Origin of the sequence: Actinomadura sp. NPDC047616, assembly GCF_040642915.1 — a bacterium.
GTDB classification, from domain to species: domain Bacteria; phylum Actinomycetota; class Actinomycetes; order Streptosporangiales; family Streptosporangiaceae; genus Spirillospora; species Spirillospora miaoliensis.
Genome location: NZ_JBEYTB010000015.1, coordinates 92,546 through 109,245, shown reverse-complemented (window position 1 = coordinate 109,245; position 16,700 = coordinate 92,546). Strand labels below are relative to the sequence as shown.

Below are 16,700 nucleotides of genomic sequence, written 5' to 3'. Positions count from 1 at the left end.
GCCGTGTCAGTCTTCCCGGCGGCGGACGGTGGCGCGGACGCGCAGGGGCCGCAGCGGCGCCAGTTCCTGCAGCCGGGCGGTGACGGCGTCGGTCATCTGGGCGGCGAGCCCGCTGGGGTCGCGCAGCGGGCTGGTGGCGCGGACGCGGATCCGGCGGCGGCCCACCCGTATACGAGCGCGGGCCACGCCGTCGATGCCGGTGGCAGCGGCGGTCAGCTGGCGCCGAAGCGCGGTGCGGGTGATGCCGATCACCGTCTGCCGGTCGGGGGAGTCCAGAGCGATCACGCGGGGACGGCCTGGCTTCACCGCGAGGACGATCGCCGTGACCCCGAGAACGCACAGGATGACGGCCGCGGTGACGGCGAGAGGATCGTCGAAGCGGGTGTCGCGGCCGAGGCGGGCAAGCCACCCCACCGGCAGCACGTTCGCCTGCCGGTCCAGCAGCGCCGCGACCACCTCGATGAAGGTCAGGACGGCGGCGGCGCCCAGCAGGACGGCGGCCACGGTCGCGGGCAGGACCCGGCGGCGCCGGAACGCGCGTGCCGACGCCCGCAGCTGTTCTCGCTGCCCCGCTCGGTCTGCCGCGGGCGGCGGCGGTGACCCCGTGGAATGAGGCCCCGAACCCGTGATGGTTGCATCTGGGGTGCTCACAGCACTCGCCTCGGCTGCTGTTCAGGGCCGGGAAGGCTGGCGATGTCGATGTCGACCTGGCGGACATCAAGACCGGTCAGCTCACCGACACGGGTGGTCACGTGCTCGCGTACTCGGCGGGTCACCTGCCGGATCGGCGCCGGGTAGGGCACCGACAGGGTCACCTTCACGATGGCCAGGTGCCCGTCGACGTGTGCGGTGACCCGCGCGGCGGTGTGGGCGGTGTCGCGTCCCAGCGGTATGCCGAGCAGACGTGGTGCGGCACCGCTCACCTGGGCCGTCTCGGTGACCGCGCGGGCGGCTATCCGTTCCAGAACCCGGTCGGCGATCTGGGTCTGGCCCCGGCTCTCCGGCGGCCCCAGGACCGATGGCGCCGCGGACGACACCGCGACCGTGCCGGCGCCCGGCTCCGCACGGCCACCGCCCGGTGCCGTCGCGGCCCCGTCGGCGCTGCTGCCGGTGCCGGCATGAGGGTTCATTGGCGCCTCCGGGCGCCGAGCAGATCGCCGAGGTGCAGCTCCCCGGTCAGTGCCCGGCCGGCCAGGAACCCGATCGCGCCGAGGACGAGAACGATCAGGAACGCGGTGAAGCCGCCGAATGCCCCGGCGAACCCCAGCGCGGTCCCGAACGCCAGCCCGATCGCCGGCCACCACCGCATCTCATCCATCTCGCTCACCTATCCGCCTGTGTGAGAACGCCTGTGTCAGAGCACGCGCCGGTTCGACCGGCGCCGGCGGCGCCACCACCGCGCGACCTGCCACAGCCCGCCACGGCTGCGGAACACGCCGACCTGGACCTGGTGACCGGGCGGGGACATCGGAGGCGCGATCCGGGCCCTCCAGTGGGCCAGACCCGCAATGAACACCTCCACATCCCCGCCCAGGTCGGGGTGATGGGCACGGACCCACGCGCGGTACGCCGACCGCAGATGCTCATCCCGCTCATTCCACTCATTGCGCACCGACGCGATCACTTTCCGCAGTGCCCCCACCCGAACCGCCACCGGCTGCGGTGTCGGGGGCGTGGTCGTCGTCGATCTGGATGTCGTCGATGTGCACGTCCAGCCGCAACCCGGGTACCAGTGACGCAACCGCAGCCCGCACCTGCGCGGCGACCTCGGACAACGGCGGTCCGTACCGGGCGATCACGGCGATCTGCACGTCGGTGTCGCGGATCGCCACCCCAGCCACTATGCGTCCCGGCAGGTACGTGGCCACTGGCCCGGCCGCCAAGGCGGCCACCGCCGGGCAACCGGCGACCGCGCCGGCGATCCGGTCCGCGAGGAGCCCCACCCGATCCGCATCCCGGCTGCTGAGAGGAGGGCTCATTGAACGCGCGGCTCCTGGGTCGGCTCGGCCTCATCACCGGGCAGATGGATGTCACCGACGATGATGTTCACCTCGGTGACCTCCAAGCCGCACATCTTCTCCACCGCGGCGACCACGTTGCGGCGGACACCCGCGGCCAGATCGGGGATGGAAACCCCGTACTCGGCGATCAGGTCCAGGTCGACCGCGGCCTGCCGTTCGCCCACCTCCACCACGACGCCCTGGGTGACGCCCGGGCCGCTGATTCCAGGCAGGCGCTCACGCATCGTGCCGAACGCCCGGGCCATCCCGGCACCCATGGCGTGCACTCCGGGCACATCACGGGCGGCCATCCCCACGATCTTGGCCACCACCGTGTCCGCTATGGATGTCTTGCCGTGCTCGGTCACCAACTCCGCCCCGCGCGTCGTCGCCGGCCGGGACGTCGGCGGGGTGGCGCCGGACTCCTCGGCCGCGCCCGCTGCATCGGGCCGCGCAGCCGCGACCTTCTCGATCATCTAACACTCACCCCCGTGCTTCCTCTCGACTTCTGGTCGTACCTGCCATCTCGTGCCTTACTGCCAATAGCAGGCACCGGTATTGCCAAAAGTGGACATTACGGCCGGGCAATCTCCACCTGGCCCGTCCACGAAAACCCGCGGTGGCCCACTCTCAGGTGGTCGTTCGGGTCGCGCATCCCGTCCCACTGGCCGAGCAGGACGTCGTGCCCGATCTCCACTTCTCAGCCGAGGCACGCGACGGCACGACTCCGGCGACCGGCGCGATCACAAGCGTGGCCGCCGACGGCAGGGGGCCGTGCAGGCCGAGGAAGGTCCCTGCCCCCTGCCGGCGTACGCAGCGGGGGGGCCGGCCGATACGCAGAACTGGCCGCCGTCACCGAACTCCTCCACGCCACCACACGTGGTGACCACCTCGCACTCGCAAAACCCCTACGCCAGCGCTCCAGCCGTCTGCTGGCACGGCCCATCCCGTTCCGTGTCGCCCCTAACCCTCAAAAGCGATGCGTCTGGAACGGCAGCCGCCCCAGCCGTTGGGCTACGAAGCACGCCACGTACCCGGCGAACAGGTGGTACAGCAGCGGGGAGAGCTCCTCGCGGACCTGCCCGTGCACGGGCAGCACGGCGTGGGCGTGGGCGTGGGCGGCAGCGGCGGTGTCGCCACGGCTGGTGACGGCGATGACCCGGCGACCCAGCTCGTGTGCCCGCGCGATGACTTCGGTGGCCTTGTCATGCGAGCGTCCGGGCGGGGCGATGACGAACAGGGGCATGTCATCGGGGTAGGCGAGCCGTTCGACGTGGCCCCACTCCTCCAGGTCCTGTCCGACGGCGAAGACGCCTGATCCCTCCACCATCTTGGCGGCGGCGAACAGCGCGGTGCCGTAGGAGGGGCCGCTTCCCAGCATCTCCATCACCGGGGCGTCGGCGACCAGGTCCGCCACCCGTCGGCACTCTTGTTTGATCGCCTTGGCGGTGGCGTCCACCTGGTCGGCGAGTACGACCAGTTCCTCGCGCAGAGCGTCGGCCTCCCGGGCCGCATTGCGCGTGATCTCCGGACGAGACGCCCGGCCCACCTGCAGCGCGATCAGCAGCAGGCCCAGCAAACTCGCCTGGTAGGTCCGGATTCCCGGGGACGGCTCGGTGTCGGGCAGGTCGACCAGCAGCGTGTGGTCGGCCACCCGCGTCAGCGGGCTGCCGGGCGTCCCGGTCACCGCCACCGTCAGCGCGCCGTACCGGCGAGCGGCACGCACGGCTTCGACGACACGCTCCGTCCCGCCCGAAGCGGAGATCGCGATCACCAGTACCCGTCCCGGCGCGGCCGGCCGCATCCACTCGGCCCCGTAATGCGCGAACCGCATGGCGCTCAACGGCTCGCAGGCGACCCCGCCGATCGACTCGAAGGCCATCTCGGTGGCACAGGCGGCATGGTAGGAATCCCCGTCCCCGGTCAGATACACCCGTTCGACCTGAGCCCACCCCGCCGGGTCCAGCAGGGTGCGGGCCCGCTCGTCGAACCGGCCGGTCGCCGCGCGTATGTCCCCCGCCAGGGCGTCGACCTGCCGGACCATCACCTCCGCATCCACCCGCACACCTCCCGAATCGGGGCCTTCGTTCCAGGGCTGGCGCTTCAGGACTCCAGGGAACGGACGATGTCCACGTACTCCTTGACCCGCTCGACGTCGATCCGGCCGCCCCAGCCGCCGACCTCCAGACAGGTGCCCACGAACGCCCCGTCGGCGGCCGCCAGCAGGCGCGCGGCGTTGTCGTGGTTGGTGTAACCGGCCAGGATGACCGGCAGGCCCGGTGCCGCCCTGCGGACCGAGGCGACCATCTTCAGGGTGGTGTCCTCGTCGGGGTGGCCGAGCGCCACCGCGTCCGCCCCCGCCTGCATGGCCGCGCGCGCGACCTCGCCGGTGGGTTTGGGTTCGCCGAACCACTTGAAGTGCATCGAGTCCACGTCGGCGATGATTTTGATCTGCTGGGCGTTGATCTTCCGCCGGTACTCCGCCACCGCCAGCGGGTCGGCCTGCACCAGACCGTGCGTGGTCAACGTCGCGCCCACCAGGGCGCCGGCGCGGATGTAGCCGCCGCCCGCCACCTTCGCCACCGCCAGCGACGCCTTCAGTGCGTTGCGCATCAGCTGCACCCCGACCTGGAAGTCCGGCCGCGTGGCGGCCACGATGGCCGAGGTGATCAGCCCGATCGCCGTCGTCCGCGCAGGGTCGGAGTCCTCACCGGCGCTGTAGACGCGGTCCACCGTCTGCACCAGGCACCCGTCCGCCCCGCCCTCGTCCAAGGCCCGCGCCGACTCCACCGCCACATCGAGGATCTCCGGAAGGCTGCCCTCCTCGTACAGCGGCGTTCCGGGCAGCGGCCGCAGATGAACCATCCCCAGCACGACCTTCCGGCTGCCGAGCGTGTCAAAAGCGCGCATCGATCACCCTTCACCGTCGGCGGCCCATCATGATCAACGACCAGTCGGATGGGGAGCGGCATGGGCATCGTAGGTTCGCCCACGGCGCCCGACGCAAGCTCTCACCAGACCGGATCCGGCCTCAAAACCCGCCGAAGCCGTCCCCAGGGATCTTCGTCGGCGCCATCACCGAAGGACTTGGCCCGTCAGGCCGTCGAGCATTGTGACCGCAGCCCGGCCCGCTACCGTGCCGCCGTCGACGCCCTCGCCGATGACAGCGGCCCCACCTCATCGCCGGATGGATCGCCAAGGCCCAAACCCGGCGAGCCGCCGTCGAGGCGCAACCACGCCACGCTCTGAAGAAGGCCCACATACCCCGGGACGACATCGCCGCTCTCATCGACCACGCCCAAGGCGGAGGCGGTGAGGGATCGGGCGGTGGGCTGGCCTGTGTTGTCGTTCTGCCAGATCGCCGCGGTGTGCGCCAGGATGCGAACGCTCACACGGACGATGACGCCAGTGGGGGCGCGGCCGCCGTGGCGTTCCAGGTCGAGCTGCCCATTGAAGGTCTGGTTGATCGATTGGATGGTCGGCCGCAACGGTTTGAACAGTTCGGTGCCGGCCCGTGCGGGTTCGCCCCTGCGGGCCTTGCGGAGCAGCCGCAGACCACTGTCGGTGAGGGCGTGCTCGAACGCGCGGCTAGTGCAGGACGACGCGGCCTGCCTGCAGCGCTTCGACGTGCTCCGCGCCTGTTTGATGCTCAGGCCGGTGTCCCTGCGTGCCTGGACCACCGCTTCTGTGCTCTTGCCGTCGGCGATCAGGCGCAGCACCTGCGGTGTGGGCGGCGTGATGACGGTCTGCCGATCCGCCAGGCCGGCTCGCGCCGAGCCAGCGCCGGACCTTCATTTCCCCCCACAGGAACCGGCCGCGCCAGGTGCGTAGTCTGTGGGATCGCCGTCCTCGTCGACGAACTCCTCGGGAAACTCCGTCACGATGGTGCACTCAGGCGGCTCCGGCCCCAGTCCCAGGTGCCAGCGCAGCTCGTTCACTTCGGCCGCTGAGGTCGTCGGGAAGATCGGCGTTGATGAGCAGTTCATACGCGTCGGCCATGCCGCACATCCTCACACGGCCGTTTTGGAGAAGCATCACGCCGAGCGCCGATTGGCTCGTATGCAATTGGTGCGCCGCACGTGACAGGCGAGGGCCCGCGACGGCCCGGGCAGCGCCCTGGCGCGCGAGCAGACCCTTTCCAAGGGTGGGCGGACAACTCGCGCCGAAGCGTGCCGCAGGTAATCAACGGACTGCCCCGCCCGTGTGCGGAGAAAAAATTCGCGACCTGCGGCTATGAGAAAGAATCGCATGACCGGGTGCGCCAAGCCAAAAGGGATGGCTCAGCGCGCCCGGTCTTTCGGTCGGCCTCGCTTTGCGAGGTGATTGACCGTGTTGGATCAGCGGGCGCCATCCGGGCCGGGAGGAAGGGCGATGCACTCTCCGGTGATGGGGTGCTCAAGCTGGCCGGGAGGGCACTTGGCGGCGGTCTACGCCAGGGGCAAGTGCGAATCTGGCGGCGGCGGGGGTGAATGGCCTTCCGCAGGGGCCACGGTCGGCGGCGGCGGGGGCATGGTCTCGTCAGCGGAGGCTGCGGAAGCCGACAGCCCCAGGATCCCGAGGCCGAGAACGCCGCTCATTGTCGAGACGAGCAGAAATCTTTTCATCCAGATTCCCTTCAGAAATACGGGGGCATCTCATTGCCCTCCGTTATCTGCTCCGCCATACGGCACCGTATGGCAACTTTCGGTTATGCTAGTTGATCTAGGATCTGGAGGCAAGAGTCCTGGCCGGAAAGTTCTCGCTCTGGGCACCGGCCCCGTTCGGCAACCCCAACGGCGTGATGGCGGGGACGCGATGTGCGTCGAGTCTGTGGTCGATGCGAGGCACGCTTCCGGCTGGGCGCTGCGCCGGCGGCGGTCCCGCTCCCCCGGGCCGCTGACGGCCGACTGGTGCTGGCCGTCGTCACCACTGCGCGCTACCACCGCGACGGACGCCTCATTGACTCCGCCCCCGCGCGTCATCCGAGACGCTCGTGCGGCCGGTTTCCGCTAGACCCAGCACGTCATCGCGGTCCGCGTCCCAGTAGAGGGGAACACGCTCGTCGTGCAGGCCGATCCCGGCAGTATCGCCGAGATCCGCGATGTGCGCTCCAGAGCCCTGCCCCCGGCTGCCCGAGTCCACGCCGACGTAGTGTCCGAGGGGCGTGCGGGCCGGAAACCCCAAACGCCATCACCGTGACCGAGACGCTTGCGTTCGCACCCGCCGCCTGACCACCACCGCGCGTCCGCCGACATCGTCTACGTCGCCTGACGATCAGGCGGGGATCGCGTTCACCAGGCCACCGTCGATCACCAGGTCCTGCCCGTTGATGTAGGACGACTCGGGGGAGGCGAGGAAGGCCACCGCTGCGGCGACCTCCTCGGCTCGGCCGAACCGCCCGGTCGCCACTCGACTCGTGACGGCCGCCGCCTCCGTATCGCTCAACGCCGCGGCCGGGTACATCGGCGTGTCGATGTACCCGGGGCTGATGGAGTTGACGCGGACACCGCGCGGTGCGAGTTCCGCCGCCAGTGTGCGGGCCAGGTTGTGCGCGGCGGCCTTGGCGGCCGAGTACAACGTGAGGGTGCCGTTGCCGCGGTGCAGGGTCCAGGAGGCGTTGATGACGATGCAGCCGCCCGCGGCCAGCAGCGGCAGCGCCTTCTGGATCGTGAAGAACACGCCCTTGAAGTTCACGTCCACGGTGTGGTCGAAATCGGTCTCGGTGATGTCGGCGAAAGGCACGAAGGTACCCACCCCGGCATTGGCGAAGACGACGTCCAGCCTGTCGTGCCGGGTCCTGATCGTGTCCATCAGGGCGTCGATCTCGTTCAGGTCGGCCGCGTTCGCCGCCACACCGAGGGCACGCGGGCCCAGCGCGGCGACGGCCTGGTCCACTCGCCGCCGGGTGCGGCCGGTGACGACCACGTGGGCGCCTTCGGCGATGAGGCGGTGCGCGGTGGCCTGCCGCTCGTACCACCGGTGATCAGTGCGGTCCTGCCGGTGAAGCGGGTCATGTGAGTTCTCCGTGAAGCCGGTCGGCGGTGGCCGCCAGCCAGTCGGCACGGGCGTTGCCGAGCAGGTGGTCGCCATGGGGGATGAGCAGGTACTCCCCGCGCGGTGCAAGGCGGGCCAGCGGTTCGCCGTTGGTCACGCCGGGGATGACGTCCTGGCCGCCGTCCACCACCAGCAGCGGGCAGGCGATCTGCGGAGCGAGGGCGGACAGGTCCACCTGGCGGGCGAAGCGGCGGGCCGCCTCCTGTCCGCCGGCACGCTGGACGAGAAGCTCCTGTACGGGGGGTGGCAGGGCGTCCCATTCCAGCCGGAAGGGGCCGCTGACGGTGGCGGCGGCCGCGACGCGCGTGTCGTGGGCAGCGCTCTCCGCGACGTAGTAGCCGCCGAGGCTGAGCCCGACGAGCCCCACGCTTCCGGCCCCCAGCGCGTCGATGACCTGGCCGATGACATGGTGGTAGTCGGCCCGGACGACTGAGGTGGCCGCGAGCACGCCCTGCCCGGGACCGTCCATGGCGAACACCGCCAGGCCCCGGCGTAGAAGGGCCGCGGACATGTCGTGGAACTCCTCCTTACCGGAGTCCAGCCCGGGCACCACGATGACGGTGGCCGCCGCGTCGGCCGCGCCGCGCAGCCAGCCGGCGAAACCCGGCCCCTCGATCCGGCGCGCATCCGGCTCCAGCAGTTCCAGCGCGCGGCCCATGGCGGCGTCCGCCTGGGCCGCGGCGGCCGCCTGCTCACGGTTCGGCCCCAGCGTGGCGAAGTGGAACCAGCGCGCCGCGACTCGGTGGTGCTCGCCCGCCGAGAGCGCGGTGGCCGCCTGCTCGGCGCGGGCCGAGTGCTCGCCCGCGGCACGCATGAAGGCTTGGCCCCATAGGTCCAGGTCGGTCAGTTCGCCGGTGACCCGTTGGTACTCGTGCGGGTCCAGTCCGGCTCCGGTGGCACGTGAGAAGTTGGCGGCGGCGAAGTCGGCGGCGCTCACCGTGACGCTCCGACCGTGAGGACGGCCTTGCCGCGGATGCGGCGTTCCCGCAGGTCGACCAGGATCTCCGCAGTCCGGCTCCAGTCGGCGGTACATCCGATCTCCGGGTGCAGCCGCCCATCGGCCACCAGGCGCACCAGGCAGGCCAGGTCGGGACCGTACGGGGCGCCCAGGTAGTGGAAATGCCGGATCGTGGCGTTCTGCGGACCGGCGACGAAGTCGAAGAAGTCCAGCCGCACCGGAGTACGGCTGGCCTGGCCGAACCAGACCAGTATGCCGTGCGCGGCCAGCCTGGCCAGCGCTGCCGGCAGGGCGGTGCCGCCGGTGGACTCCAGCACCACGTCGAACGGGCCATGCGCGTCGGTGACGTCATGCACGACCGCCACCGCCCCGAGCTCCCGAAGGCGGGCGCCCCGCATCGGCGTGGCGCTCACCGCGGTCACCTCGGCCCCCGCCGCCGCTGCCAGCTCGGTCACGTAGTGCCCCACCCCGCCCGACGCGCCGGTCAACAGCACCCGCCTGCCGGTCAGGGCGCCGACCGTGCGGAGCAACCGCAGCGCGGTGATCCCGGCCAGCGGCAGAGCGGCCGCCTGGACGGTGGTGATCTCGTCGGGCAGGACGGCGAGGGAGTGAGCGGGCACGGCCACGTACTCCGCCCAGCCGCCCATCGGCGGATGGCCCACCACCCGGGTGCCGGCCGGCGGCCCCGATCCGTCGGCGGCGGCCTGCACCACCAGGCCGGCGACGTCCTTGCCGGGCCGCAGGCCGGGATCCGGATCTTCCAGCAGGAACGTTTCTCCTCGGTTCGGCGCGAACGCCTCGACCCTGACCAGCGCCTCGTCCGGGGCGGGTGAGGGCTGGGAGTCCCGGGCGAACTCCACCGGACGCGCAGGATCTCCCGTGGGGATCAGTCTTCGCATGCGGTTAGAGAACCGGCATCCGGGCCGTGCGCTCCAACAACGTACGCGACAGGCCGACAACCATCGGTTGTCACCTAAGGTGACGGGCGTGGATCTCGACCTGGCACAGGTGCGCGCGTTCGTGCTGGCCGCCGAGGAACTGCACTTCGGCCATGCGGCCGAGGAACTGTCGATCTCCCAGCAGGCGCTGTCCAAACGCATCGCCCGCCTGGAGTCCGCGCTCGGCAGACGCCTGTTCGAACGCGGCGGCCAGGGAGTGCGGCTCACCGATGCCGGGCGGCGGTTCCTCGGTCCGGCCCGGCAGGCGCTGGCCGCCGCGGACCGGGCCGTCGCCGCGGTGCTGGACGTGCACCGCCCCCTGCGGATCGACGTGTGGGGTCACCTGTACGCACCCATGCGCACGCTGGTGCAGGTGGCGGCCCACGAGCCACGGCTGCAGATCGGACACGGCCGCGACCTGCCCTCGGTGGTCACCGCACTGCTGCACGGCGACATCGACGCCGCCTTCGGCCGCGTCCACCCGCCACTGCCCAGGGGGCTGACGCATCGCCTGGTACGGCTGGAACCCGTGGACGTCGTCCTCAACACGAATCATCCACTGGCACACGCGCCGGCGATCCGACCCGAGCAGCTACAGGACAGCGTGCTGTGGACCCCGGGACCGCTCCACCGGCTGGACTTCCTGCACCGCTTCACCGAACGCTTCGGCATCCGCGACCACATCGAGGACCCGAACCTGGGATTGGAGCACTGCCTGACCGACCTGGCGGCCGACCCCCGCCGTTTCTGCCTGCTACCGGCGGACGTGCCCCTGCCGCCCCACCCGGCGGTCCGTCCGGTTCCGCTGGTGGACCCGACACCCCTGTACGCCTGGTCGCTGCTTTGGCGAGGCAACGGCGACCATCCGCTGCTGGCAGCCCTGATGAACGCCTTCGACACGGAAGCGCAGCGCAACCGCTGGCTGGAATACGACCCCACCCGCGACTGGCTCCCCGGCCATCACCCCACCGACACGGCCGCACCAGCCCACCCATGACCAGGGCACGTCCACGGGAGGCGCCAAGCGGCCACGGCCCGGCCCGTCAGCCCGCACCACAACCCCGTCCCGGGCGAGAGCGCCGCAGCCGTACCTGTCCCTTCACATACGAAGAAGCAGGACAGGGCGCACCTGTCCTGCTTCTTCACGGTGTGTCCGAGGGGGGACTTGAACCCCCATGCCCCGTAAAGGGCACTAGCACCTCAAGCTAGCGCGTCTGCCTATTCCGCCACCCGGACATGCGCGCGGCGCGTCGCCGCAGCGCGTTCACGATACCAAAGGTCCCGACTCGCGGCGAAGTCGATCGCGCGGCACCATGGTCGGGTACGGGACCCCAGGTGTGAAGGTGATCATTGTGGCTGTTCAGCCGACCGCGGAGGACGAGGTCGTCCGGCTCTGCCAGGAGCTGATCCGGATCGACACGAGCAATCCCGGGGACCACTCGGGGCCCGGGGAGCGGGTGGCGGCGGAGTACGTCGCGGAGAAGCTGGCCGAGGTGGGGTTGGAGCCGCGGCTGCTGGAGTCGCATCCGAAGCGGGCCAGTGTCGTCGTGCGGGTCGAGGGGGAGGAGCCCGGGCGGGAGGCGCTGTTGCTGCACGGGCATCTTGACGTCGTGCCCGCGCAGAAGGACGACTGGACGCGCGACCCGTTCGGCGGGGAGATCGCGGACGGGTGCGTGTGGGGCCGCGGCGCCGTCGACATGAAGGACATGGACGCGATGATCCTCGCGGTCGTCCGGCAGCGGCTCAGGGAGGGGCGCCGGCCGAAGCGGGATCTGGTGCTGGCGTTCACCGCCGACGAGGAGGCGGGCGGGACGTGGGGCGCCCAGTGGCTGGTCAAGGAGCATCCCGAGCTGTTCGAGGGGTGCACCGAGGCGATCGGGGAGGTCGGCGGGTTCAGCCTGACCGTGCCGGGGGAACGGCGGATGTACCTGATCGAGACGGCCGAGAAGGGCATCGCCTGGATGCGGCTGACCGCCAAGGGGACGGCCGGGCACGGGTCGATGGTGCATCCCGACAACGCCGTCACGGCGCTGGCGGCCGCGGTCGGGCGGCTGGGGTCGCACGAGTTCCCGATCCGGCTGACCGACACCGTGCGGGCGTTCCTGGAGCGCGCGTGCCTGGCGTACGGGGTGGAGTTCGACCCGGAGCGGCCGGAGCGGAGCCTGGAGAAGATCGGCCCGCTGGCCCGGATGATCGGGGCGACGCTGCGCAACACGCTGAACCCGACGCGGCTGGACGCCGGTTACAAGACGAATGTGATTCCGCAGAAGGCGACGGCCGAGGTCGACGGTCGTTTCCTGCCCGGGTACGAGGACGAGTTCTTCGCGACCGTGGACGAATTGCTCGGACCGGACGTCGAGCGCGACTTCGTGTACCACGACTGGGCGCTGGAGACCGCCTACGAGGGCGCCCTGGTGACGGCCATGGAGAACGCCCTGACCTCGCAGGACCCCGGTGCGCTGCCCGTCCCGTACTGCCTGAGCGGCGGCACGGACGCCAAGGCGTTCGCCCGGCTGGGCATGCGCTGCTTCGGATTCGCGCCGCTGCGCCTTCCCCCGGATCTGGACTTTTCCGGAATGTTCCACGGCGTGGACGAAAGGGTTCCGGTGGACGGGCTGCGCTTCGGCGTGCGCGTCCTTGACCATTTCCTTGATCACGCCTGAGATTTCTTGGAAAGGTGCTCCGAATTCCGGCGTGAGCGCGCTGCGTGGTGCTAGTGTCACTGCCCGTGAGCTGACGTGCTCTTGACCCCGGTCTGAGGAGGACCAGTGACGTACGACCCGGTGTGGCAGCGGACGGTCGCCGTCCGGCTGCGCCGTGTCGTCCTCAGCCGGGGGATGCGCCGTCTGCTCGTCGTGACGGGGCTGATGGTCGCCGGGTGGCTGCTCGGCGGCCTGGCCTCGCACGCGGCGCACGCCGACACCACCCCGGTGCTGTCCGGCGGTGAGGCGCCGCGGCTGCGCGGCGTCGTCCGCGACGTGGCCGCGGCGGTCTCCGAGCACGCCGGGAAGGCCGGGGACGCGGTCGCCAAACCCCGGCCGCCGGTCGCCGACGAGCCGCCCGTCAGGATCCTGCCGGTCGGTGACACGACGTCCCCGGCCAGGCCCGGCAAGGCGATCGGTGAGACGTCCCGTCCGCTGCCGGAGCCGGCGGGGGCGGGCCGCGCGGAGACGACCGCGCATCCGGCCGCGCCGAAAGTGAAGTGGCAGGCGAGCGTCGTGCGCGGCATGAGAGTCGTGCCGCAGGGCGGCGCGGTGCGGCCGGGCGCCGAGATCCGGCGCTCCACGGTTCCCGTCGAGCCGGCGCCGTCGGCTCCCGTCCACGACCACGAGGTCGGGACGCTGTCCGGCACCGCCGGGCCCGTACTGCCCGGCGGCGGGGCACCCGGCGGTCACCTCGGCCGCTGGTCCTGGCCCGCGCCGCCGTCGGACTGGGCGCCGTTGCGCGCGCCCCGCTCGATCCCCGTTGCCGTCCGCACGGCCGTGGACGAGCCGTTCTTCTCACCTGACTGATCATTCTCAGGCTCCGGTCCGCGTCCGGCCGTCTCGTGCCCCCGTGAGGCAACGAGGCCCGGGCTGGACGGACGGGCCGGAAACGTGCCCCCCCGGTTCATGACGCGGTGCGCGCACAGGAGCGCGGTGCCCGCGGCCGGTAGGCGGAGGCACGTCATCCCCATCGAGATCCGACACGACGCCGGTGTCCGCGCACACGAAGGTGACGGACGTCGTCCGGCGGGCCATTCCCGGGAGGCCACGACGCCGGACGGACGTCACGCGCGACCGGTGCGGCCTCAGCGGCGCCCCAAGGAAGGCGCCCGCGGATCTCGACCCATCCATCAACCCCATGAGTCATCTCCCCGAACGGAGCATCATGCGAACGCTGTCCAAAGGCACCGCCGCCCGGGCCGTGCTGCTCACCGCGGGCTTCGTCGCGCTCGGCGCGGGGCCCGTGCTCCCCAGCGGCGCCCTCGCCGACACCACCAGCGGCGCGTCCAGCGTCCTCGGCGGCAACCAGATCAACGCGCCCGTCTCCGCGCCGATCGACGTCAGCGGCAACGCCGCCGCCGTCGCGGGCACCTCGGCCGCCTCGTCCAAGGGGGGCGCGCGCGTCGGCAACGGCACCGGCTCCGGCCAGGCGACGTCCGGCAGGGCCAGCGTCGGCGGCGGCAACCAGGTCAACGCCCCGATCTCCGCGCCGGTCAACGTCTGCGGCAACGCCGTGGCGATCGTCGGGACCGCGCAGGCGTCCTGCAAGGGCGGTTCCACCGCCGCGGGCGGCAACTCCGGCTCCCGTCAGAACACCTCCGGCAGGTCCAGCGTCCTCGGCGGCAACCAGGTCAACGCGCCCGTCTCGGCGCCGGTCAACGTCTGCGGCAACGCGGTGGCGGTCCTGGGCGTGGCCCAGGCGAGCTGCGAGGGCGGCGCCAAGGCGGCCAACGGGGGCGGCGGCGCCGGGCAGAACACCTCCGGCGTGGGCGGCGTCGGGGCCGGCAACCAGGTCAACGCCCCGATCAGCGTCCCCGTCGACGTCTGCGGCAACGCGGTCGGCAACGCGCTGGCCGGCTGCAAGGGCGGCGCGTCCGTCCGCGACGGCGGTTCCGGGTACGGCGGGCAGGGCACGTCCGGTGCGGCGGCGGTGCTGTCGGGCAACCAGGCCAACGCGCCCGTGGCCGCCCCGGTGAGCGTCTGCGGCAACGCCACGGCGATCGTCGGGCACACCGGCGCGTTCTGCGACGGCGGTGCGCACACGCGCCACGGCGGCGGCGCCGGGCAGAACACCTCCGGTGCGGGCGGCGTCGGCGCCGGAAACCAGGCCAACGCGCCGGTCAACATCCCGGCCAACGTGTGCGGCAACGCCACCGCGCTCGTGGGGGTCGCGGCCGCCGCCTGCGACGGCACCGCCGCCGTCACCGGCCCGCACGGCTCGGGCGGGAACACCTCCGGGCACGGCTCCGCCGGGGGCGGCAACCAGGTCAACACGCCCGCGGAGGTCCCCGCCCAGGTGTGCGGCAACGCGACCGCCGTCCTCGGTCACCCCGAGCCGGTCTGCCAGGACGACCCGTACGGGTACGGCTACGGCCCCCGTGGCGTCGACCGCCTGCCCGTCTCGGCGCCCGGAAACCTCCTGGACGTGCCGCCCGTCGCCGACGGGAAGAAGGTGCTGACCGGCGCCCCCGTCCACACCCTGCCGGCCCCGGCCGACACCGCCCTCCACGCGGTCAACGGCTCGGCGGTTCCGGCGGGCCCGTCCACCCTGCCCCCGATCTCTCTCCTCACGCCGGGGTACGGGACGGCCGGGTACGGGGCCACGTCGGCGCTGCCGGTGGACGCGCCCAAGCTGCCCGTCGGCAGGCTCCTGGCCGCGCAGCCGTCGAACGCGCGGGTCGCGCCGGGCGGAGGCGTCCCGGCGCCGGTGTCGCTCGGGCCGGACTCCCTGCCCGTGGTCAGCAAGGTCCCCGGCCGGCTGCCCGTCGACCCGAAGCGCGCGCCGATCATTCACCACCACGGCCCGTCCGGCGTGAAGAAGCCGTCGAAGGCGGCGCGCCTCGCCGCCCAGCCGGGGCTCCCCCTGGTGGGCTCCCTGGTGCCGGGCCAGAACCTGCCGCGGGTGAACTCCGCGTCCCTGCCCGCCACGTCGGTGGCGCCCGCGGAGTCCCGGCTGCAGCCGCGCGCTGACAAGCCCGCCGGACCGCAGCTCTCCGGAGTGGGCGCCGTCAAGCTGCCCAAGCCGCCGGCGACGGGGAAGATCGACGCCCCCAAGGTGAACGGCGTGACCCACAAGGTCGGCCGCGAGGCGACGGGCGCCAAGAACGCGGTGCTGCAGACCGCGGCGATCAAGCCGATGTCCGCCGAGACGTCCCTGTCCGACGGCTCCGCCAAGGGCTGGCCCTGGGCGGTCGGTGCGGCGGCCGCGCTCACGGCGATGTCCGGCGCGCTGTCGCTGACCCGCCGCTTCCGCACGCACCGCGGCTGACCAGGCCACCGAGCCGACCGGGCCGGGCCGACCGCCGTCCACCCCCATGGACCTGGCGGACCACCCGGCCCGGTCGCCCGCGCGGCGGGTGTGGGCTTGGTGGTGGGGGAAGTGTGGCTGAACGGCTAGGTGGGGGTGGTTTTGGAGGGCCGAAAGGTCAAGGGGGCGTCAAAAGAGTAGAGCCCTGATCATGCGGCGGGGGTGTCGCCGCAGGGGGGTGTGGACGCTTTGCCCGTCTCGGAGGCGCGGTCCAGGGCGGGCAAAGCTCTGTTCGGGGGCGCGTGGGACGGCGCTTGGCCGGATGTGGTTACCCGACGTTAGGGTGCTCGCACGTCGTGCTACCCTCCGGCGGGACAGGGGGCAGGGACGTCAGAACGTACGGGTCTGACGGATGATCTTCCGACGTAGTTGGATTCGGCGGCTTCCGTCGGGGTAGAGGCGCAAACGGTCGAGTTCCCAGCCGCCGTACTCCGCGTGCTCGGTCATGATCTGCCGGGCGACGTCACGTGTGGTGCCGCGCGGCAGCTGCAGAACGAGGTAGGTGTACTCCACCATTGCCACCATTATGACCCGGTGAACGGCGGGAGAACAGCCGTCGGCGCGGACCGCCGCGAAGGGCGTGTGTCCCGGCTCCCGCCGCGACGTGTCATCCTGTCGGAGGTTTGCCACGGCGGGGACCCACGGGCATGAACCTCGGGTCGTGCGACGTTGTAGGTACCCGGGTTAACGAGACCAGACAGCGAGGTTGGAGCGACTGTGCCAGCCAAGAACGGCACTGCGAAGCGTGGTCAGGGCGGG

General features: G+C 71.8%; 16 protein-coding genes and 1 tRNA gene. 4 read left to right on the top strand and 13 right to left on the bottom strand.

The window, feature by feature from the left end; genetic code table 11:
• Nucleotides 1-6 precede the first annotated feature (6 nt).
• The 11 genes from ABZ801_RS30810 to ABZ801_RS30760 all read right to left on the bottom strand — a co-directional run bounded on the left by ABZ801_RS30810 (nucleotide 7) and on the right by ABZ801_RS30760 (nucleotide 9,890).
• Complete coding sequence (locus tag ABZ801_RS30810) at nucleotides 7-504, bottom strand: DUF6286 domain-containing protein (RefSeq protein WP_360704433.1); 498 nt, start codon at nucleotides 502-504, stop codon at nucleotides 7-9.
• Nucleotides 505-647: 143 nt separating this feature from the next.
• The gene (locus tag ABZ801_RS30805) at nucleotides 648-1,130 is read right to left on the bottom strand and encodes an Asp23/Gls24 family envelope stress response protein (protein WP_360704430.1); all 483 of its coding nucleotides are present in this window, start codon (nucleotides 1,128-1,130) and stop codon (nucleotides 648-650) included.
• Entirely contained in the window at nucleotides 1,127-1,318 is a 192-nt protein-coding gene (locus tag ABZ801_RS30800; RefSeq protein WP_344949869.1) for a hypothetical protein, read from the bottom strand. Before ABZ801_RS30800 ends, ABZ801_RS30805 begins: the two co-directional genes overlap by 4 nt.
• Nucleotides 1,319-1,601: 283 nt before the next feature.
• Complete coding sequence (locus ABZ801_RS30795; RefSeq protein ID WP_360704427.1) at nucleotides 1,602-1,832, bottom strand: hypothetical protein; 231 nt, start codon at nucleotides 1,830-1,832, stop codon at nucleotides 1,602-1,604.
• A gap of 143 nt (nucleotides 1,833-1,975) precedes the next feature.
• A complete protein-coding gene (locus tag ABZ801_RS30790) occupies nucleotides 1,976-2,476 on the bottom strand; it encodes an Asp23/Gls24 family envelope stress response protein (protein ID WP_344949330.1) in 501 nt (166 codons plus the stop codon).
• 494 nt (nucleotides 2,477-2,970) lie between these two features.
• Complete coding sequence (locus ABZ801_RS30785) at nucleotides 2,971-4,059, bottom strand: SIS domain-containing protein (protein WP_360704424.1); 1,089 nt, start codon at nucleotides 4,057-4,059, stop codon at nucleotides 2,971-2,973.
• Nucleotides 4,060-4,103: 44 nt separating this feature from the next.
• A complete protein-coding gene (locus tag ABZ801_RS30780) occupies nucleotides 4,104-4,910 on the bottom strand; it encodes a BtpA/SgcQ family protein (RefSeq protein WP_360704421.1) in 807 nt (268 codons plus the stop codon).
• A 221-nt stretch (nucleotides 4,911-5,131) separates the two neighbouring features.
• Nucleotides 5,132-5,719 (bottom strand): hypothetical protein, encoded by a 588-nt coding sequence (locus tag ABZ801_RS30775; RefSeq protein WP_360704418.1) that lies wholly within the window; start codon nucleotides 5,717-5,719, stop codon nucleotides 5,132-5,134.
• A gap of 1,534 nt (nucleotides 5,720-7,253) precedes the next feature.
• Nucleotides 7,254-7,904, bottom strand: a complete 651-nt coding sequence (locus ABZ801_RS30770; protein ID WP_360704415.1) for an SDR family oxidoreductase — start codon at nucleotides 7,902-7,904, stop codon at nucleotides 7,254-7,256.
• Between the two features lie 85 nt (nucleotides 7,905-7,989).
• The gene (locus tag ABZ801_RS30765) at nucleotides 7,990-8,970 is read right to left on the bottom strand and encodes an alpha/beta fold hydrolase (RefSeq protein WP_360704412.1); all 981 of its coding nucleotides are present in this window, start codon (nucleotides 8,968-8,970) and stop codon (nucleotides 7,990-7,992) included.
• Nucleotides 8,967-9,890 carry a zinc-binding dehydrogenase gene (locus ABZ801_RS30760; protein WP_360704409.1) on the bottom strand — a complete coding sequence of 308 codons (924 nt, stop codon included), beginning with the start codon at nucleotides 9,888-9,890 and terminating at the stop codon, nucleotides 8,967-8,969. The genes ABZ801_RS30765 and ABZ801_RS30760 overlap by 4 nt, the downstream gene beginning before the upstream one ends.
• Nucleotides 9,891-9,978: 88 nt before the next feature.
• Between ABZ801_RS30760 and ABZ801_RS30755 the strand changes: the two genes are divergently transcribed.
• Complete coding sequence (locus ABZ801_RS30755; RefSeq protein ID WP_360704406.1) at nucleotides 9,979-10,926, top strand: LysR family transcriptional regulator; 948 nt, start codon at nucleotides 9,979-9,981, stop codon at nucleotides 10,924-10,926.
• Nucleotides 10,927-11,079: 153 nt separating this feature from the next.
• Here the strand turns inward: ABZ801_RS30755 and ABZ801_RS30750 are convergent.
• Nucleotides 11,080-11,165: transfer RNA gene (locus tag ABZ801_RS30750), tRNA-Leu, on the bottom strand.
• Nucleotides 11,166-11,281: 116 nt separating this feature from the next.
• Between ABZ801_RS30750 and ABZ801_RS30745 the strand changes: the two genes are divergently transcribed.
• From ABZ801_RS30745 to ABZ801_RS30735, 3 genes are all read left to right on the top strand, one after another.
• Nucleotides 11,282-12,592, top strand: a complete 1,311-nt coding sequence (locus ABZ801_RS30745; RefSeq protein WP_360704403.1) for a M20/M25/M40 family metallo-hydrolase — start codon at nucleotides 11,282-11,284, stop codon at nucleotides 12,590-12,592.
• A gap of 105 nt (nucleotides 12,593-12,697) precedes the next feature.
• Nucleotides 12,698-13,441, top strand: a complete 744-nt coding sequence (locus tag ABZ801_RS30740) for a hypothetical protein (RefSeq protein ID WP_360704400.1) — start codon at nucleotides 12,698-12,700, stop codon at nucleotides 13,439-13,441.
• A gap of 358 nt (nucleotides 13,442-13,799) precedes the next feature.
• The gene (locus ABZ801_RS30735) at nucleotides 13,800-15,902 is read left to right on the top strand and encodes a chaplin family protein (protein WP_360704397.1); all 2,103 of its coding nucleotides are present in this window, start codon (nucleotides 13,800-13,802) and stop codon (nucleotides 15,900-15,902) included.
• A gap of 369 nt (nucleotides 15,903-16,271) precedes the next feature.
• On the opposite strand, the gene ABZ801_RS30730 is transcribed toward ABZ801_RS30735, so the two are convergent.
• Nucleotides 16,272-16,457 carry a DUF5703 family protein gene (locus ABZ801_RS30730; RefSeq protein WP_285497280.1) on the bottom strand — a complete coding sequence of 62 codons (186 nt, stop codon included), beginning with the start codon at nucleotides 16,455-16,457 and terminating at the stop codon, nucleotides 16,272-16,274.
• Nucleotides 16,458-16,700: the final 243 nt, after the last annotated feature.

Excerpts from the sequence above, each read along its gene's own strand:
- ABZ801_RS30805 (WP_360704430.1), bottom strand. The coding sequence starts at position 1,130 with ATGAACCCTCATGCCGGCACCGGCAGCAGCGCCGACGGGGCCGCGACG.
- ABZ801_RS30800 (WP_344949869.1), bottom strand. The coding sequence starts at position 1,318 with ATGGATGAGATGCGGTGGTGGCCGGCGATCGGGCTGGCGTTCGGGACC.
- ABZ801_RS30790 (WP_344949330.1), bottom strand. The coding sequence starts at position 2,476 with ATGATCGAGAAGGTCGCGGCTGCGCGGCCCGATGCAGCGGGCGCGGCC.
- ABZ801_RS30780 (WP_360704421.1), bottom strand. The coding sequence starts at position 4,910 with ATGCGCGCTTTTGACACGCTCGGCAGCCGGAAGGTCGTGCTGGGGATG.
- ABZ801_RS30760 (WP_360704409.1), bottom strand. The coding sequence starts at position 9,890 with ATGCGAAGACTGATCCCCACGGGAGATCCTGCGCGTCCGGTGGAGTTC.
- ABZ801_RS30735 (WP_360704397.1), top strand. The coding sequence starts at position 13,800 with ATGCGAACGCTGTCCAAAGGCACCGCCGCCCGGGCCGTGCTGCTCACC.
- ABZ801_RS30730 (WP_285497280.1), bottom strand. The coding sequence starts at position 16,457 with ATGGTGGAGTACACCTACCTCGTTCTGCAGCTGCCGCGCGGCACCACA.